The following is a 23,163-nucleotide window of genomic DNA, read 5'->3' as shown; positions in this document are numbered from 1 at the left end:
GGCGCAGCGCCAGCCGCGCCGTGCGCTCGGGCCCCGTGGTGCCGGCGAGCCCGAGCATCGCGTCGACGTCCACCTGTTCCGGGATCTCGACCGCTCCGGGTGCGCCCACCGCGCGGACGGCACCGACCACCCGGTTGAGCCGGTAGGCGCGTGCGGCGCCGCGGTCGCGGTCGTGCCCGAGCAGGTACCAGCCCCCGCCGCGTGCGGCGAGCCGCCAGGGCTCGACCGTCCGGACCCGGACCTCCCCGTGCTCGCCGTGCGATAGGTGAAGGTCACCGCGCTGCGGGCGGCGATGGCGTCGAGGATCGGCTCGTACGAGCCGCCCACCGCGCGGACCCTGGGGGCCAGGCCCGCGACGACGTCGTTCGCGGCGTCCTCGATGCCGGCCGACCGGATCTTGATGAGCGCTCGCGAGATGTCGGTCCGCACGTTCTTGTCCTGCCAGAACTGCGCGGCCAGGGACAGGACGCCGAGCTCCGCGGGCGTGAGGTCGAGCTCGCCGAGCGAGTACGCCGCGAGGTCGACCCGGTAGGCGATGTCGTCCGCGTGGCCGTCGTCGTTCACGGTCACGACCGGGATGCCGAGCCCGCGGAGCGTCACCTTGTCCCGCTCGAACATCCGCTCGAACGCCTCGTCCGACGTGGCCTCGTCGTATCCCTTGACCTTGGTGCGCACGAGCTGCTTCGTCATGGTCCCGCTCGTGTTCACGAGGGCGATGACGAGGTTGAGCATCCGCTCGTGGGCCTGTGGTTTCTGGGGCATCGGGGTCCACGGTATCGGCCTGTAGCGTGGGTGGCGTGATCACGTGGCGAGAAGGCACCGTCGTGTCGCAGGGGCGTCGCTGGGGCGGCGCGCTGGAGCTCACGGTGGAGGTCCGCCCGCGCGGCGACGCCGCGACGCCCGACGCCGTCCCAGGGACGGTCCGCGCGCTCGCCTACACCGACGTGGTCGGTGTGCCGGACGTCGGCGCCCGGGTCACGCTCAACGTCTCCGCCCTCGCGCGCGGCCTGGGCACCGGCGGCTACGCGCTGGTTGTCGCGGTGCCCGACGCGCTGCCCGCCGACCCGCCGCCGGGCCCCGGCCACCTGGTCAAGGCCCGATACACGCCGCTGCAGACCCTCGTGCTCGGCGCCGACGAGCAGGAGTCGCCGCACCACGCTGTCCTGGCCGAGGCCGACTCGCTCGACGGGCTGCCGGTGGTCGTCGCCGACCTCCACTCCGCGCTGCCCGCGATCGTCGCCGGTGCGCGCCACTCGGCCGCCGAGGCCGGCCGCCCGGCACCCCGCGTCGCCTACGTGATGACGGACGGCGGCACGCTCCCGGCGGCGTTCTCGCGCGCGGTCGACGGACTGCGCGGCGCAGGGTGGATCGACGCCTGCATCACCGTCGGCCAGTCGTTCGGCGGCGACCACGAGGCCGTGACGGTCCACACCGGGCTGCTCACGGCCCGGCACGTGGTCGGCGCCGACCTCGTCGTTGTCGCCCAGGGCCCCGGGAACCTCGGGACCGGGACGCGCTGGGGTTTCTCCGGCGTCCACGTCGGCGACGTGGTCAACGCCGTCGGGACACTCGGCGGGCGGCCGGTCGCGTCGCTCCGCGTCTCCGGGGCCGACCTGCGCGACCGCCACCTCGGGGTCTCGCACCACTCGACCACCGCCTACGGCCGCGTCGCGCTCGTGCCCGCGGACGTCGTCGTCCCCCGCGCGACCGCCGAGCTCGCCGCGCACGACGCGTGGCCCGACCGGCTGGACGCGAAGGTCGCCGCGCAGGCCGGCACCCTCACCGAGCCGGCAGGCCGACACCGCTCGGTCGAGATCGAGGCAGGGACGGACCTCCTCGACGCGCTCCGCGACACCCCCGTCGGGCTCTCGACGATGGGGCGCGGGCTCGACGCCGACCCCGCGGCGTTCGTGGCGGCAGCCGTCGCCGGCGTGCACGCGGAGCAGCTCCGGGCGTGACGGTGTTCGCCGCCCGCTGAACACCGCAGGACGCGCTGCGAGTCGTCGGCGATCGCGTGAGGATCGGCGTGACGGAGGCACAAGCGATCCGACCTGCCTCCCACCGATCGAAGGAGGACACGCATGGCCACGCTGCCGAAGTACACCGTCCCGTCGCTCACCCCCGAGGACGGCGCGAAGGTCGCCGGGATCCTGCAGCAGCGGCTGCACGCGCTCAACGACCTGCAGCTGACCCTCAAGCACATCCACTGGAACGTCGTCGGCCCCCACTTCATCGCCGTCCACGAGATGATCGACCCGCAGGTCGAGACGGTGCGGGCCATGGTCGACGCGATCGCCGAGCGGATCGCGACCCTCGGTGTCGCGCCCGCCGGGACGCCGGGCGCGCTGGTGGCGGCGCGCACCTGGGAGGACTACTCCCTCGGTCGCGCGTCGACGATCGCGCACCTCGGAGCGCTCGACACGGTCTACGTCGGTGTCATCACCGACCACCGCGAGGCGGCCACCGCGACGGCCGACCTCGACGACGTCACGAACGACCTGCTGGTGGGGCACCTGCACGAGCTCGAGCTCTTCCACTGGTTCGTGCGCGCGCACCTGGAGTCCGTGGGCGGCGAGCTCAGCACCGCAGGTGTCGACGGGGAGAAGGACTCGGCCGAGCTGGCCGAGGCTCAGGCGCTCGACGAGGCCTGAGCGCGGCGCGCAGCGCTGATCACGCGGGGCCCGGCGGGTTCGCCGGGCCCCGCGGTGCGTCCGACGACGTGCTCCCCTGCCCGCGGTCGCTGCCGTGCTCGAGGCCGCGGCCGGCGGGCTCCGCGGCTCTGACCGAGGCGTCGTCGGGCCCCGGCTCGACGGACCAGGCACGGCGCACCTGCTCGAACCTGGTGGGCAGCGGCGGCCGAACGCCGGCCCAGCGGGCGTTGGTCCGCTGCACGTAGCGGCGCCACGAGAGCACCAGCCCCTGCTTCGTGATCGGGAGACCGCGCGAGACGGTGGTCCCGTTGTCGTGAGTGTGGTGGACCGTCAGCAGCAGGGCGCGCGGTGGGTTCCCCTCCAGCCCGGCACAGAGTTCGGCCCGGACCGCCAGCCAGTGCCGCAGCAGCACGACCTCGCCGCCGTCGAGCCGATGATCGCGCGGCGTACGGTGCTTGCCGTGCAGGACGACGACGCTCCCCTGCTCCGGTCGCGCGGACTCGGGGTGGAGCGCGAGGGAGTCGACGGTGCAGCGCAGCAGGTCCCCGTACCGCGCACCGGTGGCCCGGGTCAGCGCCACCACCACCGCGAGGCGCGCCGTCTCGGGCTTCGCGTCGGGCAGCATCGCGGCCGCGGCGAGGTCACGCCAGACCGTCTCGGCCTCCGCCCGGGTCACGGTCGGTCGCGGGTACGTCCGAGGGATGGACACCGGCGTCGTCCGTGGCGGTCGTGCAGCGAGCTCGTCGTCGGTGGTGGCCATAGTGGTTATCATCCGCTTGGCACACTATTTATTCCATGAGGCGCGCCGATCGACGCTCGGGAACCGTACGCTCGACGGATGTCCCCCGACGCGCCACCTCCCGCTGCCGGGTCGGCGCTCACCGCTCCGCGCGCACCGACGGTCGCGGGTCCCGTCACCGTCGAGACGGTGGTCAAGAAGTCCCGGTTCCTCGCTCACCTCTCCCCCGTCACCGATGTCACCCACGCGGAGTCGGTGATCACTGCCGTCCGCAAGGAGCACTGGGACGCGCGCCACCACTGCGTCGCGATGATCGTCGGCGCGGAGCGCGCGATGCAGCGTTCGTCGGACGACGGAGAGCCGTCCGGGACCGCCGGGGCGCCCATGCTCACCACCCTGCAGCAGTCCGGGCTCACCGATGTCGTGGTGGTCGTGACCCGCTGGTTCGGCGGGACGCTCCTCGGGACGGGAGGCCTCGTGCGCGCCTACTCGGGGGCGGTCTCCACCGCGCTCGACGCGGCCCGCATCCTGCGGCGGGTCCGGGTGCAGGAGCTCACGGTCGACGCTCCGCACGCCGAGGCCGGCCGCATCTCGGCGTTCCTCCACGCCTGGGTCCCCGACCACGGCGGGACGGTCCTGGCCCCGGTGTACGACGACGTCGCGCACCTGCCCGTGCTCGTCCCGCCCGCTCATGTGCCCGCGTTCGACGCGGCTCTCGCCGAGACGACGCTCGGCCGGGCGACGGCCGTCCGCGGCGAGGTCAGGGTCGTCGAGCGCAGCGACTGAGCGGTCGGTTCGGGCGGCGGTCCCGGGCACTCGACGGGACCACACGGCCTGCACGGCGCGCACGTTCAGCGGCAACGCTGCTGCTCTTGTTGCGTTGCCGCTGCGGCGCTGCTGCCAGCAGACGTCGCTGCTAGGCGACGACGCCCCCAGGACCTACCCGTGCGCCGTCCGGCACCCGACCACCCTCGTCGCCGAGCCGCGCCTCACCGGTGACGACGACGCCGTCCCCGAAGGTCCAGTCCCCCGCCACCTCCAACGAGGCGGCGCCGACGAGCGACGGGGCGCCGGCCGGGAAGCGCTCGTCGAAGTCACCGACCAGCTTGTACGGGCCGGAGGCCAGCGTGACCAGCGGAGCGTCGGCACGCGCGGTGAGCCGGTAGTCGTCGCCGAGCTCGTAGAGGTCGGAGCGCAGCAGCAGCAGGTCGCTGGTCGTCTTGACCGGCAGGAACCGGGACCGGTCGATCTCGATCGCGACCGCACCGTCGAAGACCTCGACCGCCGCCCCCATCGCGGACTCGATCTGGACCACGGGCGTGGACGACGAGTCCTTGGGGTCGACGGTCTTGTCGTTGCGGATCAGCGGGAGCTCGAGCACCCCGTCGGTCCGGTCGAGCTCGGCGGCCAGGGCCTCGAGGTCGAACCACAGGTTGTTCGTGTTGAAGTAGCGGTGCTTGTCGATGTCGCTCGCGTCGTCCTGGTCGGCGTCCGCCGTCTGCGCGGTCTCGCGGAGCACGATCCGTCCGTCCTCCGTGCGCACGACGAGGTGCCCGCCCTTGCGGTCGGCAGGCGTGCGCCGAGCGACCTCGGCCGCGTACGGGGCGCCGGACCCCGCGAACCAGCCGGCCATCTCCGCGTCGGGCGCGGCGCCCAGGTTGTCGGAGTTCGAGACGCTCGCGTACCGGTAGCCCGCGTCGAGGAGGGCGCGCAGCACGCCCGAGGCGTGCAGCGCCGTGTAGAGGTCGCCGTGGCCGGGCGGGCACCACTCCAGGGACGGGTCCGCGGGCCACTCGACGGGTTCGAGGTCGTCCGCGCGGAGCTTGGGCTCGCGGTTCTGCAGGAAGTCGAGCGGGAGCCCGTCGACGGCGAGGTCCGGGTACTTCGCGAGCGCCTCGAGCGTGTCGTCCTGGGTGCTGAAGCTGTTCATCAGCACCAGCGGCAGGCGCGCGCCCGTGGCCTCGCGCGCCGAGCGGACCTGGCCGACGATCACGTCGAGGAACGTCAGTCCGGCGTCTGCGCTGTCGCTGCTGTCGCTGCTGTCGGGACTGTCGGGACGGTCGTCGCGGACCGTGAGCAGCGACTTCGCCCGCGCCATGCCCATCGACGTGCCCAGGCCGCCGTTGAGCTTGATGATCGCCGTCGCCGCGAGCGCCTCGCGGGCGGCGTCGGGGTCGATGTCGAGGTCTGCGTGGCGTGGGACGTCGGTGAGGGGTTCGACGTCTGCTTCGGCGATGGTGCCGGTCCCGCCGGAGGCGAGGAGCTCGTAGAAGCGGGAGAAGACGTCGATGGCGGTGGGGTGGACGCCGCCGTCGGTCATCTTCTGCTGGGCGTGGGTGAGTCCGCTCGGCTGGGTGCTCATGGCCCCAGGCTAGGTCGTGGTGCCCTGGTCGTGCGGGGTGACTGTGAGAGGTCGGTCACAGGGCGGGTGCCAGGCGGTGCCCAGGATGTTCGCGGGGCGGCCTACTGGAAGCGGCTGGGGTCGCCGGCGCCGACGCGGACGATCTCGGGGGCCCGTCGGAGAAGTCGACGACGGTGGTGGGTTCGGTGCCGCACTCCCCTGCGTCGATGACGGCGTCGACGAGGTGGTCGAGCTCTTCCTTGACGGTCCACCCGTCGGTGAGCGGGTCGTCGTGTCCGGGGAGCAGGAGGGTGCTGGAGAGGAGGGGTTCGCCGAGCTCGCGCAGGAGTGCGTGGACGACGCGGTTGTCGGGGATGCGGACGCCGACGGTGCGCTTCTTGGGGTGGGCGAGGCGGCGCGGGACCTCGGCGGTGGCGGGGAGGATGAACGTGTAGGGGCCGGGGGTGGCTGCCTTGATGGCGCGGAAGGCGTGGTTGTCGATCTTGACGAGCTGCCCGAGCTGCTGGAAGTCGCTGCACACGAGGGTGAAGTGGTGCTTGGCGTCGAGGTGGCGCACGGCCTTGATGCGGTCGGTGCCGTGGGTGTTGCCCATGCGGGTGCCGAGCGCGTAGCAGGAGTCGGTGGGGTAGGCGACGAGCGCGTCGTCGCGCAGCATGGCGACGACCTGCGCGATCGCGCGGGGCTGCGGGTCGTGGGGGTGCACGTCGAGGTAGCGGGCCATGGGCCTATGGTGCTCCCCCGGCGCGGGGGCCGCGACGCGGGGGCGTGGGCCGCGGTCAGCGGGCGGTGGTGGCGAGCGCGACGACCTCGCGGAGCTCGTCGGGGCTCGCGTTGCCTCCGGTGACGGCGATTCCGACGCGTCGGCCGGCGAAGCGGGCGGGGTCGGCGAGCACGGCCGCGAGCGCCGCGGCTCCGGCGCCCTCGGCGACGGTGCGTGCCGTCGTGAGGAGGGTCCACTGGGCGTGGCGGATCTGCTGGTCGGTGACGGTGCGGAAGTCGGTGAGGTGGGTGCGCATGACGTGTTGCGTCAGGGGGAAGCCGGTGCCGGTGGCGAGGCCTTCGGCGCGGGAGGTGTTGGGCAGGCGCTGGATCGTGCCGGTGCGCCAGGAGGCGTGCGCGGACGGCGAGGCCTCGGACTGGACGGCGATGATCTCGCAGCCGGGGGCGACGGCGGCTGCCGCGGTGCAGGCGCCTGCGGCTCCGCTGCCGCCTCCGACGGGGACGACGAGCACGTCGAGGTCGGGGGCTGCGGTGAGGAGGTCGAGGTAGGCGGTGGCGACGCCGGCGAGGATGCGGGTGTCGCCGGCGGCGCCGACGAGGCGCGCTCCGGTGGTCTCGGCGAGGTGGGTCGCGTGGGTGGCGGCGTCGTCGAAGGTCGTGCCGTGGAGCACGAGCTCGGCGCCGAGCTCGCGGACGGCCTGGGCCTTCGCGGGGTTGGGGTCCTGGGGCATGACGATCGTGCAGGCGGTGCCGGTGGCGCGTGCGGCGTAGGCGACGGCCTGCGCGTGGTTGCCGGTGGAGTAGGCGACGACGCCGCGGGCGCGCTCGGCGTCGGTGGAGCGCAGGAGCAGGTTGAGTGCGCCGCGGACCTTGAACGCCCCGGTGGGCTGGAGGTTCTCGTGCTTGATCGTCAGGGCGATGTCGGTGGCTCCCGCGTCGTGGACCGCGGCGTCGAGAGCGGGGTAGGTCCGCACGGGCGTCTCGTCGAGGTGCGCGGCGAGCAGCCGACGGGCGTCGAGCACGTCGGCGATGCTCGGGGGCCGGGTGTGGTCGTCGTCCGGGCGCTCGGCCGCAGGCTTCACCGGACGCCGGAGGTTGCGCTCGGGGGTGCGGTCGGCGTGCAGGTCGGCAGGCATTTCGACGGAGTGCTCGGCGAGTGCGGTCATGCGTTCCACGGTCCCAACGATGAACTGATCGATCCATACCCAGTATTCGTTGGACTCATCGATGACATCTATGATTGTGCGATGGACCTGCACCGGCTCCGCATCCTCGTGACCGTCGCCCGTGAGGGATCCGTCACGGCTGCGGCCGACTCCCTGTACCTCGCGCAGGCGTCCGTCTCGCACCACCTCGCGCGTCTGGAGTCCGAGGTCGGCGTCCCTCTCCTGCAGCGCCACGGGCGCGGCGTGCGCCTGACCGACGCGGGCCGGCTGCTGGTCACGCGCGCCGAGGAGATCCTCGGACGCGCCGAGTCCGCGCAGGAAGAGCTGCGGGCGCTCGCCGGCCTGGAGGCGGGTCGCGCCCGCCTCGCGGCGTTCCCGTCGGCCCTCGCGACCCTGGTGCCGGACGTCGTCGCGCGCCTCGCGCGGGACCGTCCCGGGCTGGGGGTGGAGCTGGTGGAGGCGGAGCCGCCCGAGGCGATCGGGTCGCTGCGCCGCGGGGAGGTCGACGTCGCCCTCGTGTTCGAGCACGACCACTCCCCTGCCGACCTCTCCGGGCTGGCGGTCTCCGCGGTCCTCACCGAGCCGATGTCGCTGGTGCGCAGGGCCGCTGAGCCCGAGCCCGAACCCGCGGAGAGAGTGCGTGGGGCTGCTACGGGCGAGCCCACCGGCGGCGGCGCCGCGGCGTCGGTCGGGACCGACTTGGCGCGCTACGCGGACGCCGGGTGGATCGCCGGCTGCGAGCGCTGCCGGGCCGACCTCGTGGACCGCTGCGAGCGCGCCGGGTTCGCGCCGCGCATCGCGTTCGAGACGGACGACTACGTCGCGGTCCAGGCGCTGGTGGCCGCGGGGGTCGGCGTGAGCCTCCTGCCCGCGCTCGCCCTGGAGGCGCACACCGACCCGCGCGTCGAGGTGCTGCCGGTCGGCGATGCCCACCGGCGGGTGCTCGCCGTCACGTACGGCGACCGTCCGCCGCCGCCGGCGCTCGCGCTGGTGGACCTCCTCGTGGACGCGGGTCGCCGCCACGCGGACGCGGGCCGGACGACGTCCGCGGCCGGGGCGGGCACAGTGGACACGGCAGATCGAGCGGGCACGGCAGATCGAGCGGGCACGGCAGATCGAGCGGGTACCGCACGCGCGGCGACCCGCGTCACCCCGTGAGGCCCGCGGCCTTCATCCCGAGGTAGACCTTGTCCCGCGTGAGGGGCAGCTCGGTGAACCGCACGCCGGTCGCCGCCTTGATCGCGTTCGCCATCGCGGGAGCCACGGGGTTGAACGGGCTCTCGCTCATGGACTTCGCCCCGGCGGGACCGGTGGTGTCGCTCGTCTCGGCGAAGTAGACCTCGGTGCGCGGGACGTCCGCGAACGTCGGCAGGTGGTAGGCGCGGAAGATCTGCGTCTGGGTCGTCCCCTCGTCGTCGACCACGACCTCCTCCCACAGGGCTGCGCCGAGAGCCTGGGCGACGCCGCCCTCGATCTGCCCGCGGCACTGGCGTGGGTTGACGACGACGCCCGCGTCGGCGGCCTGGACGCTCTGCAGGATCTTGATCTCGCCCGTCCCGCGGTGCACCGCGACGCGGAACCCCTGGACGTTGAACGCGACGGAGCGCGGCGTGCCGCCCCACCGGCCCGCTGCCTCCAGCCTGCCGCCGTGCGCGACGGCGTCGCGGGCGACCTCGTCCAGGGTCAGGACGACGTCCCCGCAGTCCACGCCCCCGGGCACGAGCCGGCACTCGTCGGGTGTGGTCCCCGCGAGCGCCGCGGCGTAGGCGACGACGCGGCGGGCGAGCTCCTCCGCGGCGGCGAGCGACGCCTTGCCGGCGACCGTGGTGCCCGTGGAGCCGAACGCGCCGGTGTCGTGGGTGACGAGATCGGTGTCCGACTGGACGACGGTGACGGCGTCGGCCCCCTGGCCGAGGGCCGTGCCGACGAGCTGGGCGTGGACGGTGGTGGTGCCGTTGCCGAACTCGGCGGTGCCGACGAGGGCCTCGATGCGCCCGCCGGGCAGCAGCCGCACGGTCGCGTCGGAGATGTGGCCCCGGGGCGGCACGGTGTCGATCATGGACAGTGCCGTGCCCTCGCCGATCCCCCAGTCAGGTCCCAGGTCGATACCGGCACCGCGGTCCGGGTCGGTGCCCGTCTCGCTGCCCGATCCCGTGGCTGATCCTGCGCCCGAACCCGTGCCCGACCTGTCCCCGGTGCGGCCGTAGTGCTCGGCGTCGCGCTCGCGACCCCGGGCGAGGGCGTCGGCGACGAGGTCGACGCACTGGTCGAGGCCGTAGGAACCGTAGAGCACGTCCTCCTCCGGCTCCGGGAAGCTCGACAGCATCGGGTCACCCTCACGCACCATGACGCGGCGGCGCATCTCGAGGGGGTCGAGGCCGAGCTGCTCGGCGAGCTCGGAGATCGCGGACTCGACGGCGAACACGGTCTGGGAGAGCCCGTAGCCGCGGAACGCGCCGGCGGGGACCGTGTTCGTGTAGACGGACCGGGCGTCGACCTTCTTGTTGTCGCAGCGGTAGACGGCGAGCGACTCGCCGCAGCCGTGGAACATGACGCCGGGCCCGTGGTTGCCGTACGCCCCCGTGTTGGTGAGCACGTCGAGGTGCAGCGCGGTGAGCGTGCCGTCGGCCGCCGCACCGGCCCGGACCTTGATGCGGAACGGGTGCCGCGTCGTCGTCCCCACGAACTGCTCGGTGCGGGTGTGCTCGAGCTGGACGGGCCGGCCGAGGCGCAGGGTGGCGAGCGCGACGACGTCCTCGGTGATCATCTCCTGCTTGGAGCCGAACCCGCCGCCCACCCGCTCGCAGACGACGCGCACGCGGTCCATCGGCAGGTCGAGCACCTGGGACAGGGCGCGCCGCGTCAGGAACGGGGTCTGCGTGGACGAGCGGACGACCAGGCGCCCGTCGTCGTCGAGCGAGGCGATGGACGCGTGCGTCTCGAGGGCGGCGTGCGCGACGCGCTGGGTGCGGTAGGTGGCCTCGTGGACGACGGCGGCCCGCGCGAGCCCGGCCTCGACGTCACCGATCTCGCTGTGCAGCCGCGCGACGACGTTGCGCTCCGGCCCGGGCGTGATGCCGTCGACGCCCGCGGGCGCCCCGGCGGCGTCGTGCGCGTCCGGGACCGCGTCCTCACCCAGGGGCTCCTCCAGCTCGGGGTGGATCGTCGGCGCGTCGGGGTCGGTGGCGCGCTCGGGGTCGACCACCGCGGGCAGCACGCCGTAGGTCACGACGAGGCTGCGCACGCCCTCCTCGGCCGCCCGCACCGTGTCGGCGACGACGGCTGCGACCCGCTGGCCGCGGAACCGCACGACGTCGTCGAGCACCCGCGTGTCCGCCGGGTCGTCCTCGACGAGCTCGTGCTGCGCCGTCGAGAAGCGGACCTCGGGCGCGTCGGCGTGCGTCAGGACCGCGTGCACCCCCTCGACCGCGAGCGCCGCGGACGTGTCGATGTCGAGGATGCGCGCGTGGGCGTGGGGCGAGCGCAGGAGCTTCATGTGCAGCAGGCCCGGGTGGTCGGCGGGGTCGACGTCGAGGGTGTAGCGGACGGTGCCGGTGACGACGCCGCGGCCGGCGGGCGCGGGGACGTCCTCGCCGACGTGGCCGGTCGCGCACGTGCCGGTCGCGCGCCCCTGGACGGCGTCCTCGATGGCGCGGTAGCCGGTGCAGCGGCAGAGGTTGCCCTTGAGGGTGCGGTCGAGGTCGGCGCGCTGGTCGTCGTCGAACGTCGCGGCGGTCATGACGAACCCGGCGGTGCAGAAGCCGCACTGGAAGCCCTGCGCGTCGAGGAACTGCTGCTGGACGGGGTGCAGGGCGTCGGGGTCCTCGGCGGTCGCGTGGCCGGTCGCGGCGGCGAGGCCCTGGACGGTCGTGACCTCGCGTCCGGCTGCGCGGTGGGCGGGGTAGATGCACGAGTGCACCGGGACGCCGTCGACGTGCACGGTGCAGGCGCCGCAGTCGCCGCCGTCGCAGCCCTTCTTCACGCCGTGGGACCCGTGCTCGCGCAGGTAGGTGCGCAGGCACTGGCCTGGCGCAGGGGGCGCGTCGAGGGAGCGGCCGTCGACCACGGGTGCGGCCGGGTGGCCCGAGGGGTCTGCGTCGTCATGATCGAGGTCCTTCCGTTCCGGTCGTCTCGCCGGTCGACAGGTCGGGCGCGTCGTCCAGGAGCTCGGACCGCACCTCCTCGGCGAGCCGGTAGGTCATGTCCTGGCGCCACGCGGGGTGCCCGTGGACGTCGTCGTGGTAGAGGTCGGCGGGGATCGCGGCGGCGATCGCGGCGGCGAGCGCCGCGGCGTCCGGCAGGCCCGACGGTCCTGCGTCGGCAGGGGTGAAACACAGCTGCACCGGGCGCTTCGTCGAGGCCGTCACGGTCACGACGAGGGCGCCGCCGTCGTCCGCCCGGTCGAGCCTGCCGATGACCAGGACGCCCGAGCGGCCACGCTCGGACAGGGACAGCCGCCGGAACGCGGTGCGGGCCCGCAGCGAGGTCGCGGGCAGGCGGACGGACCGCAGCAGCTCTCCGGGCCGCAGGGCGTTGCGCATGTCGCCCGTGACGAGGTCGGCGACGGGCAGGTCGCGCCGTCCGCCGCCGGGTGCCCACAGGTGCGCGACCCCGTCGAGGGACGCGGTGAGCGACGTCATCGGCCCGGCGGGAAGGGACGTGCAGATGTTGCCGCCGACGGTGGACATGTTCCAGATCTTGAAGCTCGCCACGAACGAGTCGCAGCACGGGCGCACCAGGTCGAGCGCGCTCCAGGTCGCCTGCTCGCGCCGGACGGCGGATCCGGGGTCGCCGAGCGCCCACAGGTCGGCGACCGTGCAGGTCGCGGCGATCTCGAGGCCGTCGGCGGTCGCGGTGAGCGGCGCCCACCCCGCGGCGGAGAGGTCGAGGAGGCGGGTCAGCCGCTCGGACCCATACGAGTACAGGACGGTGCCGCCCGCGAGCCACGCGTCGCCGTCGCGCCAGGTGTCGGGGTCGTCGGTGCCGACGACCGCGGTCACGGTGCTCATGTCCACGAGGAGTCTCCGTCCGTCGGGGTGCTGGTCGGGTGGATCGGTCCGTCGGTCGCGCTCAGGGGCGCGAAGCCCGTGCGGGTCCCGCCCGGAGAACTGCTGCCGTCGATGCCGGGGCCGGTACGGTGCCGATGGCCTGCGACGACCTCCGCGAGGATCGCGACCGCGGTCTCCGCGGGAGTGACCCCGCCGAGGTCCAGGCCGATGGGTGAGCGCAGCCGCGCCAGCTCGGCGCCGGTGACACCCGCGTCGCGCAGCGCGGCGACGCGGTCGGCGTGCGCGCGGCGTGACCCCATGGCGCCGACGAACGCGAGGTCGCTGCGCAGCGCAAGGGCCAGCAGCGGCACGTCGAACTTCGCGTCGTGGGACAGGACCGCGACGACGGTGCGCTCGTCGACCCGTCCCGCGTCGACCTCGGCCGCCAGGTACCGGTCGGGCCACGCGACGACGACCTCGGCGCCGGGGAACCGGCGCGGGTCGGCGAACAGCGGGCGCCCGTCCACGAGCGTCACCCGGTAGCCGAGCAGGGGCGCCGCCGCGACGAGCGCGGCGCCGTGGTCGTTCGCGCCGCACACGATCATGCGCGGCGCCGGCAGCCGGGTCTCGACCAGGAGCGTCACGGGGGCGTCGTCGGTCAGGTCGCAGTCCTGCGGCACCGGGCCCCCGCCGTGCGCCGAGAACCGGAGGGTCCCGCTGGTCCCGGTCCGCACGAGCGCTGCGACCTGGGCCGCCGCGCCGGGCAGCCCCGGTCGTCGTCGAGGAGGGCGCAGCCGCCGGTCGAGCTCGGCGCCGTCGGTGCCGCGGGCGGCCGTCCCCAGCAGCACGGCGACGGGCCCACCCGGGCGCGGGCCGTCGTCCGCCACGTCGCCGGCGATGCGCCGCACCAGCACCGCGGGATCGTCCGCAGGTGCGGCGGCGACCGCTCGCAGCGCGTCGAGCGCGGCATGACCGGCGCCGGGGTCGACGGGTTGGACGTGCACGTCCAGGGTGCCGCCGCACGTGAGCCCGACGGCGAACGCGTCGTCGGCGGACCAGCCGAAGCTCTCGCGGTGCGCGCGGCCGGTGAGGGCGGCCTCGTGGCACGCCTCGATGACGGCGGCCTCGACGCACCCGCCGGACAGGCTCCCGACGATCTCGTCGCCGCGCACGGCCATCGACGTGCCGACCGGCCGCGGCACGGAGCCGCCCACGGCCACGACGGTCGCGACGGCGAACGGTGCCTCGCCGGGGGCGAGCCAGGGCCCGAGCGAGCTGACGATGTCGAGCATGGATCCTGCCTTCCGCACTGGTCCGGGACACCGGACCCCGGGAACCCGGGGCCTCAGTGAACCGGTGCGGTGAGTCCCCCGCGCTTCCGGGATGTTGCGCCGTGTTTCGGCGGTCCCGGGCGGGGCTTGATTCCGCGCCTGGATGGTTCGGTCAGACCTTCTTCAGTGATACCCCACCCCCGCGAGAGCCGCTGGCGGGGAGCGGGTGGTGCGGGGCGCCGTCCGGCACCTGTGGTGGTGCCGGACGGCGCCCGGTCGCCTACCCGCCGATGAGAGCCGTGACCGGCCCGCGGACGAAGTAGACGGTGAACCCGACCGCCACGCCCCACAGCAGGGGGTGGATGCTGCGTGCGTGGCCGGAGGCGGAGCGGATCAGGACCCAGGTGATGAACCCGGCGCCGATGCCGTTCGCGATCGAGTAGGTCAGCGGCATGACGACGATCGTCAGGAACGCGGGGAGCGCCACCGAGAAGTCGGAGAAGTCGATCTCCTTGATCTGGGCGACCATCATCGCGCCGACCACGACGAGGGCGCTGGCGGCGACCTCGAGCGGGACGACCGCCGTCAGCGGGGTGAGGAACATCGCGACGAGGAACAGCGCGCCCGTCAGGACCGAGGCGAGGCCCGTGCGGGCGCCCTCCCCGACACCGGCCGCGGAGTCGACGAACACCGTGTTGGACGACGAGGACGTGCCGCCACCGACGATCGCGCCGGCGCCCTCGACGACCAGCGCCCGCTTGATGCCCGGGAAGTTGCCGTCCTTGTCGGCCAGGCCCGCCTGGGTGGCGAGGCCGGTCATCGAACCCATCGCGTCGAAGAAGTTCGTGAAGAACAGCGTGAACACGAGCATCGTGGCCGCGAGCGGACCGATGCGCTCGAACGCCCCGAAGCTGAACTCGCCGAAGAGGCTGAAGTCCGGGACCGAGAAGAACGAGCTGGGCGCCGTGGGCACGTTGAGGTGCCACCCGTGCGGGTTGTCGGCGCTCTGCGCCCCGATGTGCATGAACGCCTCGACGACCACGGCGACCACGGCCGTCGAGATCAGGCCGATGAGCAGACCGCCCCGCACCTTGCGGGCGATGAGGATCCCCATGGTGACGAGGCCGAGGACGAAGATCGCGGTCGGGACCGAGGCGATCGAGCCCGCGTCACCGAGCTGGACCGGCGGACCGCCCGGCGTGCGCGTGACGAAGCCCGCGTCGACGAGGCCGATGAACGCGATGAACAGGCCGATCCCCACGGTGATCGCGGCCTTGAGCGGGCGCGGGACGGCGTTGAAGATCGCCTCGCGCAGACCGGTGACCGCCAGCACCACGATGAGCACGCCGTTGATGACGACGAGCCCCATCGCCTCCTGCCAGGTCACCTCCCCCACGACCGTGACCGCGAGGAACGAGTTGATCCCGAGCCCGGCCGCGAGCGCGAACGGGAGGTTCGCCACGAGGCCGAAGGCGATCGTCAGGACTCCGGCCGCGAGCGCCGTCATCGCGCCGACCTGCGCTGCGGGCAGCCAGCCGCCCTCGACGTCCAGGGGGCGGTGTCGGCGGAGAAGCCGCCAAGGATCAGGGGGTTGAGGACGACGATGTACGCCATCGCGATGAAGGTGACGAGGCCGCCGCGCAGCTCGCGCTCGACGGTCGTGCCGCGTTCGGTGAGCTTGAAGACCGTGTCGAGGATCTTCAGGCGCGGGGGCTTCGGGTCCTCGAGGGGCTCGGGTGTGTGCTCGCGCTCGTCGTTGATGAGAGTCATGGCCGGCCTCCTCAGTAGTCGACGCGCGCGGCGTGGGAGCGCCAGGCGTCGAACGGGGCGACGGGGGCGCCCGCGGCGGCCTGGCGGACGGGCATCGCGCGGTCGGCGGGCGCTGTGTCGAAGAAGTCGTAGAAGACGGCGTCGTCGAAACCGGCGGCCGCGGCGTCGTGGCGGTCGGCCGCGAAGTGCACGGCCTCGACGCGCGCCCAGAGCGCCGACGAGAGGCACATGGGGCACGGCTCGCAGCTGGACCAGAGGGTCGCGCCGCTGAGGTCGAAGGTGCCGAGCGCGGTGCAGGCGGCGCGGATCGCCTGGACCTCGGCGTGGGCGGTGGGGTCGTTCGAGGAGGTGACGCGGTTGACGCCCTCGAAGACCTGTCCGTCGGCGGTGACGACGACGGCCCCGAAGGGTCCGCCGGCGCGGGCGACGTTCTCGACGGCGAGCGCGACGGCCCGGTCGAGGTGGTGAGTGGTGGGTTCAGCAGTTCGTGCAACAGGCAGAGTATCCACGTTGAGACTCCAACATGTCGGGCTGCGCCCGCCGACCCCTGTGGTGCGGGTCGGAGCCGTCGGGCGCTGCAGGCGAGTGTTGCTGGTTCACCTGGTAGATAGCCCCCGGATCGGGGGCCCGCCGTGGGCTTGATCGCAGACCGTAGCACCGTGTGGCGTGGCACACAACTATTTCGGAATGCGGATTCCGCTCACCGGAAAAGGGCTGTTCAGGCGGTGGTGGCCGCCAACCAGTCCCGGGCGCGGCGCACCGCGTCCTGCACGACCGGGACGTCCGGCGCGAGGCTCTTGAACCCGTGCGGCGCCCCCGGCACGACGTCGAGCGTCACGTCGACACCGGCCTCCCGGAGCCGGCGCGCGTACTGCGCGTCCTCGTCGTGGAACAGATCGATCTCCCCCACCAGGAGCTACGTCGGCGGGAGCCCCGACAGGTCGCCCCGTCGCGCCGGCGCGGCCTCGGCCGGGACGTCGTCCGCCCCCACCGCGGCGACCCCGCGCAGCAGGGCGGCCCAGCCGACCCGGTTCGCGGCGTTGTCCCACACGAAGTGACCCACCGCGTCGAGGTCCTCGCGGGCGGCGGTGCGGTCGTCCAGCATCGGATACACCAACCACTGGGCCACGGGCTGGACGCCCCCCGCGTCGCGGAGCGCGTTGACGAGCGCCGCGGCGAGGCCTCCCCGGCGCTCTCGCCGCCCACGGCGACCCGCGCCGGGTCCACCCCGAGCTCGACGGCGTGCCCCTGGAGCCACCGCCACACCCGCGCGCAGTCGCGCAGCGGCACCGGGTGCGGGTGCTCCGGCGCAAGCCGGTAGTCCACGGACAGGACCGTGACCCCGAGCCGCACCGCGGTCTCGGCGCAGAACGCCTCGTCCTGCCGCGGCGCTCCGATCACCATCCCTCCCCCGTGCACCCACACGAGCGCCGCCCCGCATGGCCGCTCGGGGACGTAGAGGCGGAACCGGACGCCGTCGTCCGCCACGTCCCGGACGGCGACCCCGGGCACCTTCGCGGCCGGGAGCAGGTACCGCGTCGCGAGGCGCACGATCGCGCGGGCAGCCCCGTGCTGCACCGGCAGCCTCGGGAACCTGGCGACCGCCGCACGCAGCTCCGGGTGAACCGTCTCGATCTCCATCGGGCGATTGTGCCCGACGACGGGCGCCCCGGACGCCCCCGCGCGCGGGGATAGGCTCGTCGGGTGGCAACCTTCTCGAGCGTGACCCCCTCGCACATCCTCCAGGCGATCGCAGAGTGCGACAGGCGCGGGGGCGACACGTTCCTCAAGCTCTACGGCTTCGCGCCGACTGCTGGGTACGCCGTGGTGCACGAGGGGCGCTCCTACGACACGAAGGCGATCCTCGGTGTCGCCCACCGGTACGCGACCGGTCGGCTCGCACCGCCGGACGAGTTCAGCGGCGGGGCGGACGGCGCCGCGAAGATCCTGCGCAAGCGCGGGTTCGAGGTCACGACCCCGCCCGGCGCGACCGCTGGCCCGCGACGACCCGCGCGTGCGTCGTCCGCCCGCGGTTCGGCCGCCCGCGGCGCGTCGGCCCGAAGCACCGCGGCCCCCGCGCGCCGAGCGGCGGCACCCGAGCGCCCCGTGGACCTGTGCCCCACATGCTTCATGGCGCTGCCCGCCACGGGCGTCTGCGACGACTGCGGCTGACCCCGGACACGACGATGCCCGGGCCGGACGAGCGTCCGACCCGGGCATCCGTGCGCAGCGACCGTCACACGGTCGCGGCAGTGCCGTTCCACTCGTACTTGCGGAACGGCTCGTCCACCGGCGTGCGCGCCAGGTGGTTCGTGTAGTTGGACATCACCTTCTGGGAGACGCCCAGGACGACCTCGAGGACCTGGCGCTTGGTGTAGCCGGCGGCCAGGAAGTCGTCGAGCACCGCCTGGTCGACGTCTCCGCGTCCGCGGACCATCGCCAGGGTGAAGGTGCGCAGGATCTCGAGACGCTCGCTCGGCAGAGCCGTGCCGTCACGGAGCGCGTCCGTGATCGCGTCGTCGACGCCCATCCGCTTCGCGATCCCGGTGTGCGCCGGCACGCAGTAGTGGCAGGAGTGCTCGACGTTGATGGACTGCCAGACGACGGTCGTCTCGTCGTCGTCGAAGCTCGAGTCCAGGAACAGCTGGTGCAGGTGCAGGTAGCCGTCGAGCAGGCCCGGCGCCTCCGCCATGGTGGCGTGCAGCCCAGGGATCATCCCGTTCTGCTTCTTCGACCCGGCGAGCAACGACTTGCTCTCCTCGGGGGCGGTGCTCTCGTCGTGCATCGGGAAGTCGGTCATGTCGTTCCGCTCCTCTCGTCCGCCACGGGTCGACGTGACGGCTGCGATCTGCTTTCAGTACCGAACGGTATCTTAAGCGGGACGAGTTTGCTACCCACTGGTTCCAAACAGCCTTCGATGCCTAGACTCGGACCATGAGCACCACGAGAGCGCCGCTCGGACGGCCGCGGCTGTTCGACGAGGAGGCCGTGCTCGAGCGCCTCACCTCGCTGTTCTGGCGCCAGGGCTACGGGGCGACGTCGATGTCCGACATCGTCGACGCGAGCGGCGTGCACAAGCCGAGCCTCTACCGGACGTTCGGCACCAAGGAGCAGCTCTTCGCCACGGTGCTGCGGCGCTACCTGGCCCAGCGGATCGCCATGTTCGCGGCCCTCATCGCCGAGGCGGGCCCGGGCACGCGCGGCGTCCACCGGTTCCTCCGCCTCTTCGAGGCGGACGCCGTCTCGGCGCACGGCCGTGACGGATGCCTCCTCGTGATGGCGTCGAACGAGCTGCGGGGAAGGCTCCCCGAGTACGACTTCGCCGCCGACTACCGCGAGCAGATGCGCGGACAGATCCGCGTCCTGGTGGATCGGGTCCCGACCGGCGAGGAGGTCGACCCCGCGCTCGCCGCCGCGCGCACCGACCTGCTCACGACCTACCTCCTCGGGCTCCAGGTCGTCATGCGCTCCGGCGCGGGAGTCGACGAGATCCACGACCGGCTCCAGGCGATGCACGTCACCGTCGACTCCTGGTGACGGTCGCGGACGAGGCCTGCTAGAACAGGGGCCACGGCACCGCGGGCATGCCCCCGGCCGGTCGCGGGAACCGCGCCTCGCGCGCCAGGACCGCGCCCCGTTCGTCGAGGGCCTCGACCTCAGCGTCGGTGAGGAGCTCCGCCAGTCGCACACCCAGGTCGCCGCGAAGGCCCGACCGCACGCGCGCGACCCCGGCGAGCTCGTCGTCGTCCAGCGGCTCGCCGACCCAGCCCCACAGCACCGTCCGCAGCTTCGGCTCGACGTGGAACGTCACGCCGTGGTCCACCCCGACGCGGCGCCCGTCCGGCAGCGGCAGGACGTGCCCGCCCTTGCGGTCCGCGTTGTTGACGAGCACGTCGAGCACCGCCATCCGGCGCAGCGCCGGCGAGTCCTCGTGGACCACGGACACCGGCCGCTGATCCTCGTCGACGCCCTCCAGGACCGTCCGCACGCCCTCGCCCGGGACGTCGCGGGTCGGCACGACGTCGACCGGATCCTGATCCCCATCCACGTCCTGCCACAGCTGCACCATGCCCGGGCCCATCGGGCCGTCGCGCAACCACGTGCGCGGCACGACGCCCCACCCGGTCGCCTCGGACACCAGGTACGCGGCGACCTCGCGGCCCGCCAACGTCCCGTCCGGGAAGTCCCACAACGGCCGCTCGCCGGCGACCGGCTTGTAGACGACCTCGACGTCTCCGACCCGCGCGAGGAACGTCGCGTTCGACGCCACCCGGATCCGACCCAGGACCTCCAGCGGGGCGTCGTCGAGATCCGGGGATGCGGCAGGGGTCGTCACGCGTCGTCGGACAGGAGGCACTCGTGCCCGTCGTCGTCGATCGGCCGGTCGCACAGCGGGCAGATCGGGCGACCCGAGCGCACGACGTCGCTGGCGCGCTGCGCGAACGCCAGCGCGGAGCCGACAGGCATCCTGACCCGGAGCACCTCGGCCGGTTCGTCCTCGTCGTCCGGGTCTTCTTCACCGTCGTCCTCGACGACCGGATACGCCTCGACCACCACCTGAGCGGTGCGCGGGTCCCAGCTCAGCCGCATCGCGCCGGCGCGGAACTCCGGCTCGACGGGCTGCTCCAGCGGTTCGTCGTCGATCAGCTCGACCGGCACCTGGGCGGGGACGCTGTGCGGGTTGTCGGACTCCCCTTCAGCTCCTCGAGCAGCCGCCGGATCGTCTCCGCCAGGACGGCGGACTGCTCCTTCTCGAGGGTGACGCTGGCCAGCCGGGTGCCCGTGCGCGCCTGCAGGTAGAAGGTGCGCTCTCCGGGCATCCCGACCGTCCCGATCACGACCCGGTCCGGCCAGTCGAACTCGTGCACGAGTGTGGGCATGCGCCCACTCTACGAGCGACCGCGCCCGCCGTCACCGCCCCCGACCGGAGCATCGCCCTGCGGAGTCGTACCGCCGAGCCACGACAGGTCGCCGGCGTGGGTGTTGGTCGCGACGACGTCCGGCCGGTGCTCGCCGTACCGGACGACGGAGATCGAGGCCGGCGCCACCGTGATGCGCTGGAACAGGTCGAGGTGCATCCCGAGGGCGTCCGCCAGCACCGCCTTGATGATGTCACCGTGCGCGACGGCCGCCCAGACGACACCCGCCCCGTGCCGAGCGCCGAGCGCCGCGTCGTGCCGCCGGATCGCGGAGACGCTGCGAGCCTGCATCGCCGCGAGCGACTCCCCACCGGGGAACGCCGCTGCCGAGGGCTGCCGCTGGACGACCGACCAGAGCGGCTCGTCGACGAGGTCCTTCAACGATCGCCCCTGCCACTGCCCGTAGTCGCACTCGGTGATGCCGCGCTCGATGACCACCTCCGGAGCAGCCGCCTGGTGCTCGGCGATGAAGCGGCTCGTCTGCCGGCAGCGCTCCAAAGGGCTCGTGACGACGGCCGCGAGCGGCACGCCGGCGATGCGGAGCGCAGCGTCCCGGGCCTGCTCCCGGCCCGTGGCGTCGAGACGGACACCCCGCGTGCGCCCGGCGAGGACGCCCTGCGCGTTCGCGGTGGTGCGGCCATGGCGGACGAGCAGGACGGTAGGCATGCGGCGAGCCTAGGCGACCGGGTCTCGGTGGGCGTCTTGCCGGCTGTGCTCGGAGCTCGCCGGCACGGTGCTCCGGGGCGCGCCCGGAGCCCGAGTGTGTCGCTAGCGGGGTTCCGGAGCGTCGAGCAGCCCGCGAACAACACGCTCGGCGACCGAACGACCGTCGCGACCCCCGGGCGCCCATACCGCAGATCACCCCAGACACGACCAAAGCCGCAGGTCAGAATCTCTCTGACCTGCGGCCTCACTGTCGGGCTGACAGGATTTGAACCTGCGACCCCTTGACCCCCAGTCAAGTGCGCTACCAAGCTGCGCCACAGCCCGAGGACCCGCGAACGGGTCCCGGTGGTCCTTGCGAACCGTCGGAAATACTACCCCACACCTGCGGGTTCTCCCGAACCCGCGGGCTGTCGCCGGCGGGTCAGCGCTTGCGCTTCTCGCGCACGCGCACCGAGATCTCGATGGGCGTGCCCTCGAAGCCGAACTCCTCGCGCAGGCGACGCTCGACGAAGCGGCGGTACCCGGCTTCGATGAAGCCGGTCGCGAAGAGCACGAACCGCGGGGGCCGCGTCGACGCCTGCGTCGCGAAGAGGATGCGCGACTGCTTGCCGCCGCGCAGCGGGTGCGGGTGCTCGGCGACGAGGTCGCCGAGGAACGCGTTGAGGCGCCCGGTCGGGATCCGCTTGTCCCACGACCCGAGCGAGCGCTCGAGCGCGGGCACGAGCCGGTCGGTGTGCCAGCCGGTGCGCGCCGACACGTTGACGCGGGGCGCCCACTGCACCTGGACGAGCTCGCGGTCGAACTCGCGCTCCAGGTAGCGGCGGCGGTCCTCGTCCATGAGGTCCCACTTGTTGTACGCGATCACGAGGGCGCGCCCGGCGTCGACGACCTGCGAGATGACCCGGGTGTCCTGCTCGGTCATCGGGACGCTCGCGTCGAGGAGCACGACGGCGACCTCGGCCTTCTCGATCGCGGCCTGGGTGCGCAACGACGCGTAGAAGTCGGCGCCGCGCGTCTGGTGGACGCGACGGCGGATCCCGGCGGTGTCCACGAACCACCAGGGCTGGCCCTTCAGCAGCACGAGTTCGTCGACGGGGTCGCGGGTGGTGCCGGCGATCTCGTCGACGACGACCCGCTCCGAGCCGGCGACCTTGTTCAGGAGGGACGACTTGCCGACGTTCGGGCGGCCGACGAGGGCCACGCGTCGCGGACCCTCGGGACGCAGCTCCCCGTGCGCGCTCTTCTCGGGCAGCGCCTTGACGGCGGCCTCGAGCAGGTCGCCCGTGCCGCGCCCGTGGAGGGCGGAGACGGGGTACGGCTCGCCGAGCCCGAGGCTCCACAGCGTCTGGGCGTCGGCCTCGCCGGACGCCCCGTCCACCTTGTTGGCGCACAGCACGACCGGCTTGCCTGAGCGGCGCAGCAGCCGCACGACGCGCTCGTCCGTCGCCGTGGGGCCGACGACGGCGTCCACGACGAAGACGACGGCGTCCGCGAGCTCGATCGCGACCTCGGCCTGCTCGGCGACGCGCGCCTCGATGCCGGCGACGTCGACCTCCCAGCCGCCGGTGTCGACGAGCGTGAAGTTCTTCCCGGCCCACTCGGCCGGGTAGCTCACGCGGTCGCGCGTGACGCCGGGCTTGTCCTCGGTCACGGCCTCACGGCGCCCGAGGATGCGGTTGACGAGCGTCGACTTGCCGACGTTCGGGCGGCCCACGACCGCGAGGACGGGCAGCGGCGCCTCGGGCGCGGCATCGTCGTCCTCGTCGAGCTCGCGGTCCAGGAGCGTGAGGTCCTCGTCGCCGAGCTCGTAGTCCTCGAGGCCCGCGCGCAGCGCGCGCTCGCGGTCCGCGTCGTCGGTGTCGGCGTCGATCGCGCCGACCCCTTCGGGGGTCGCGTCGGGCATAGTTCCGG

Annotated in this window: 17 protein-coding genes, 1 tRNA gene and 5 pseudogenes; 6 read left to right on the top strand and 17 right to left on the bottom strand. The window is 73.6% G+C overall.

Annotated features, from left to right (window positions below; translation table 11 throughout):
- Positions 1–181: 181 nt before the first annotated feature.
- A pseudogene (locus QUE47_RS14125) lies at positions 182–772 on the bottom strand (hypothetical protein); the annotation flags it as partial.
- 25 nt (positions 773–797) lie between these two features.
- Between QUE47_RS14125 and QUE47_RS14120 the strand changes: the two are divergent.
- On the top strand, positions 798–1,958 hold the full coding sequence (locus QUE47_RS14120; RefSeq protein ID WP_286217804.1) for a DUF3866 family protein: 1,161 nt from the start codon (positions 798–800) through the stop codon (positions 1,956–1,958).
- Positions 1,959–2,081: 123 nt separating this feature from the next.
- Positions 2,082–2,651, top strand: coding sequence for a Dps family protein (locus tag QUE47_RS14115; RefSeq protein ID WP_286217803.1), 570 nt, complete (start codon positions 2,082–2,084; stop codon positions 2,649–2,651).
- 19 nt (positions 2,652–2,670) lie between these two features.
- Here the strand turns inward: QUE47_RS14115 and QUE47_RS14110 are convergent, their stop codons facing one another.
- Positions 2,671–3,411 (bottom strand): site-specific integrase, encoded by a 741-nt coding sequence (locus tag QUE47_RS14110; protein ID WP_286217802.1) that lies wholly within the window; start codon positions 3,409–3,411, stop codon positions 2,671–2,673.
- Between the two features lie 78 nt (positions 3,412–3,489).
- Here QUE47_RS14110 and QUE47_RS14105 point away from each other — a divergent pair, with 78 nt between their 5' ends.
- Positions 3,490–4,176 carry an IMPACT family protein gene (locus QUE47_RS14105; RefSeq protein WP_286217801.1) on the top strand — a complete coding sequence of 229 codons (687 nt, stop codon included), beginning with the start codon at positions 3,490–3,492 and terminating at the stop codon, positions 4,174–4,176.
- A 130-nt stretch (positions 4,177–4,306) separates the two neighbouring features.
- Here QUE47_RS14105 and QUE47_RS14100 read toward each other — a convergent pair whose 3' ends face one another.
- The 3 genes and pseudogenes from QUE47_RS14100 to QUE47_RS14090 form a co-directional block, all read right to left on the bottom strand.
- Positions 4,307–5,752 carry a UTP--glucose-1-phosphate uridylyltransferase gene (locus QUE47_RS14100; protein ID WP_286217800.1) on the bottom strand — a complete coding sequence of 482 codons (1,446 nt, stop codon included), beginning with the start codon at positions 5,750–5,752 and terminating at the stop codon, positions 4,307–4,309.
- Positions 5,753–5,853: 101 nt separating this feature from the next.
- Positions 5,854–6,473, bottom strand: a pseudogene (locus QUE47_RS14095) (L-threonylcarbamoyladenylate synthase).
- Positions 6,474–6,528: 55 nt separating this feature from the next.
- On the bottom strand, positions 6,529–7,638 hold the full coding sequence (locus QUE47_RS14090; protein ID WP_286217798.1) for a threonine ammonia-lyase: 1,110 nt from the start codon (positions 7,636–7,638) through the stop codon (positions 6,529–6,531).
- An 81-nt stretch (positions 7,639–7,719) separates the two neighbouring features.
- Between QUE47_RS14090 and QUE47_RS14085 the strand changes: the two genes are divergently transcribed.
- Positions 7,720–8,796 (top strand): LysR family transcriptional regulator, encoded by a 1,077-nt coding sequence (locus tag QUE47_RS14085; protein WP_286217797.1) that lies wholly within the window; start codon positions 7,720–7,722, stop codon positions 8,794–8,796.
- Here QUE47_RS14085 and QUE47_RS14080 read toward each other — a convergent pair.
- From QUE47_RS14080 to QUE47_RS14055, 6 genes and pseudogenes are all read right to left on the bottom strand, one after another.
- Positions 8,786–11,704: a molybdopterin-dependent oxidoreductase gene (locus tag QUE47_RS14080; RefSeq protein ID WP_286217796.1), complete on the bottom strand. Its 2,919-nt coding sequence runs from the start codon at positions 11,702–11,704 to the stop codon at positions 8,786–8,788. The genes QUE47_RS14085 and QUE47_RS14080 overlap by 11 nt on opposite strands.
- Before the next feature lie 34 nt (positions 11,705–11,738).
- On the bottom strand, positions 11,739–12,653 hold the full coding sequence (locus QUE47_RS14075; RefSeq protein ID WP_286217795.1) for an FAD binding domain-containing protein: 915 nt from the start codon (positions 12,651–12,653) through the stop codon (positions 11,739–11,741).
- Complete coding sequence (locus QUE47_RS14070; RefSeq protein WP_286217794.1) at positions 12,644–13,918, bottom strand: XdhC family protein; 1,275 nt, start codon at positions 13,916–13,918, stop codon at positions 12,644–12,646. The genes QUE47_RS14075 and QUE47_RS14070 overlap by 10 nt, the downstream gene beginning before the upstream one ends.
- Before the next feature lie 259 nt (positions 13,919–14,177).
- Positions 14,178–15,667 (bottom strand): annotated as a pseudogene (locus QUE47_RS14065) (NCS2 family permease).
- An 11-nt stretch (positions 15,668–15,678) separates the two neighbouring features.
- Positions 15,679–16,176 (bottom strand): nucleoside deaminase, encoded by a 498-nt coding sequence (locus tag QUE47_RS14060; RefSeq protein WP_286217793.1) that lies wholly within the window; start codon positions 16,174–16,176, stop codon positions 15,679–15,681.
- A gap of 209 nt (positions 16,177–16,385) precedes the next feature.
- Positions 16,386–17,308, bottom strand: a pseudogene (locus tag QUE47_RS14055) (alpha/beta hydrolase).
- 63 nt (positions 17,309–17,371) lie between these two features.
- On the opposite strand from QUE47_RS14055, the gene QUE47_RS14050 reads away from it, so the two are divergent.
- Complete coding sequence (locus QUE47_RS14050) at positions 17,372–17,839, top strand: ScoMcrA-related endonuclease (RefSeq protein ID WP_286217792.1); 468 nt, start codon at positions 17,372–17,374, stop codon at positions 17,837–17,839.
- A 64-nt stretch (positions 17,840–17,903) separates the two neighbouring features.
- Here the strand turns inward: QUE47_RS14050 and QUE47_RS14045 are convergent, their stop codons facing one another.
- Positions 17,904–18,467, bottom strand: a complete 564-nt coding sequence (locus QUE47_RS14045; RefSeq protein ID WP_286217791.1) for a carboxymuconolactone decarboxylase family protein — start codon at positions 18,465–18,467, stop codon at positions 17,904–17,906.
- A gap of 134 nt (positions 18,468–18,601) precedes the next feature.
- On the opposite strand from QUE47_RS14045, the gene QUE47_RS14040 reads away from it, so the two are divergent.
- Positions 18,602–19,204, top strand: a complete 603-nt coding sequence (locus QUE47_RS14040; RefSeq protein WP_286217789.1) for a TetR/AcrR family transcriptional regulator — start codon at positions 18,602–18,604, stop codon at positions 19,202–19,204.
- Between the two features lie 19 nt (positions 19,205–19,223).
- Here the strand turns inward: QUE47_RS14040 and QUE47_RS14035 are convergent, their stop codons facing one another.
- From QUE47_RS14035 to der, 5 genes and pseudogenes are all read right to left on the bottom strand, one after another.
- Positions 19,224–20,003, bottom strand: a complete 780-nt coding sequence (locus tag QUE47_RS14035; protein ID WP_286217788.1) for an SCO1664 family protein — start codon at positions 20,001–20,003, stop codon at positions 19,224–19,226.
- Positions 20,000–20,547: pseudogene (locus QUE47_RS14030) on the bottom strand (DUF3090 domain-containing protein). Before QUE47_RS14030 ends, QUE47_RS14035 begins: the two are co-directional and overlap by 4 nt.
- Before the next feature lie 9 nt (positions 20,548–20,556).
- Entirely contained in the window at positions 20,557–21,252 is a 696-nt protein-coding gene (locus QUE47_RS14025) for a histidine phosphatase family protein (RefSeq protein WP_286217787.1), read from the bottom strand.
- Between the two features lie 250 nt (positions 21,253–21,502).
- A tRNA-Pro gene (locus tag QUE47_RS14020) sits at positions 21,503–21,576 on the bottom strand.
- Between the two features lie 97 nt (positions 21,577–21,673).
- The gene (gene der / locus QUE47_RS14015) at positions 21,674–23,155 is read right to left on the bottom strand and encodes a ribosome biogenesis GTPase Der (protein WP_286219523.1); all 1,482 of its coding nucleotides are present in this window, start codon (positions 23,153–23,155) and stop codon (positions 21,674–21,676) included.
- Between the last annotated feature and the right edge of the window lie 8 nt (positions 23,156–23,163).

This window comes from Paraoerskovia sediminicola (assembly GCF_030296575.1).
GTDB lineage: Bacteria > Actinomycetota > Actinomycetes > Actinomycetales > Cellulomonadaceae > Paraoerskovia > Paraoerskovia sediminicola.
Note: the sequence above shows the minus strand (reverse complement) of the source record. Positions and strands in the feature narration are given on the sequence as shown.

Excerpts from the sequence above, each read along its gene's own strand:
- QUE47_RS14115 (WP_286217803.1), top strand. The coding sequence starts at position 2,082 with ATGGCCACGCTGCCGAAGTACACCGTCCCGTCGCTCACCCCCGAGGAC.
- QUE47_RS14110 (WP_286217802.1), bottom strand. The coding sequence starts at position 3,411 with ATGGCCACCACCGACGACGAGCTCGCTGCACGACCGCCACGGACGACG.
- QUE47_RS14105 (WP_286217801.1), top strand. The coding sequence starts at position 3,490 with ATGTCCCCCGACGCGCCACCTCCCGCTGCCGGGTCGGCGCTCACCGCT.
- QUE47_RS14100 (WP_286217800.1), bottom strand. The coding sequence starts at position 5,752 with ATGAGCACCCAGCCGAGCGGACTCACCCACGCCCAGCAGAAGATGACC.
- QUE47_RS14090 (WP_286217798.1), bottom strand. The coding sequence starts at position 7,638 with ATGACCGCACTCGCCGAGCACTCCGTCGAAATGCCTGCCGACCTGCAC.
- QUE47_RS14085 (WP_286217797.1), top strand. The coding sequence starts at position 7,720 with ATGGACCTGCACCGGCTCCGCATCCTCGTGACCGTCGCCCGTGAGGGA.
- QUE47_RS14070 (WP_286217794.1), bottom strand. The coding sequence starts at position 13,918 with ATGCTCGACATCGTCAGCTCGCTCGGGCCCTGGCTCGCCCCCGGCGAG.
- QUE47_RS14045 (WP_286217791.1), bottom strand. The coding sequence starts at position 18,467 with ATGACCGACTTCCCGATGCACGACGAGAGCACCGCCCCCGAGGAGAGC.
- QUE47_RS14040 (WP_286217789.1), top strand. The coding sequence starts at position 18,602 with ATGAGCACCACGAGAGCGCCGCTCGGACGGCCGCGGCTGTTCGACGAG.
- QUE47_RS14025 (WP_286217787.1), bottom strand. The coding sequence starts at position 21,252 with ATGCCTACCGTCCTGCTCGTCCGCCATGGCCGCACCACCGCGAACGCG.
- der (WP_286219523.1), bottom strand. The coding sequence starts at position 23,155 with ATGCCCGACGCGACCCCCGAAGGGGTCGGCGCGATCGACGCCGACACC.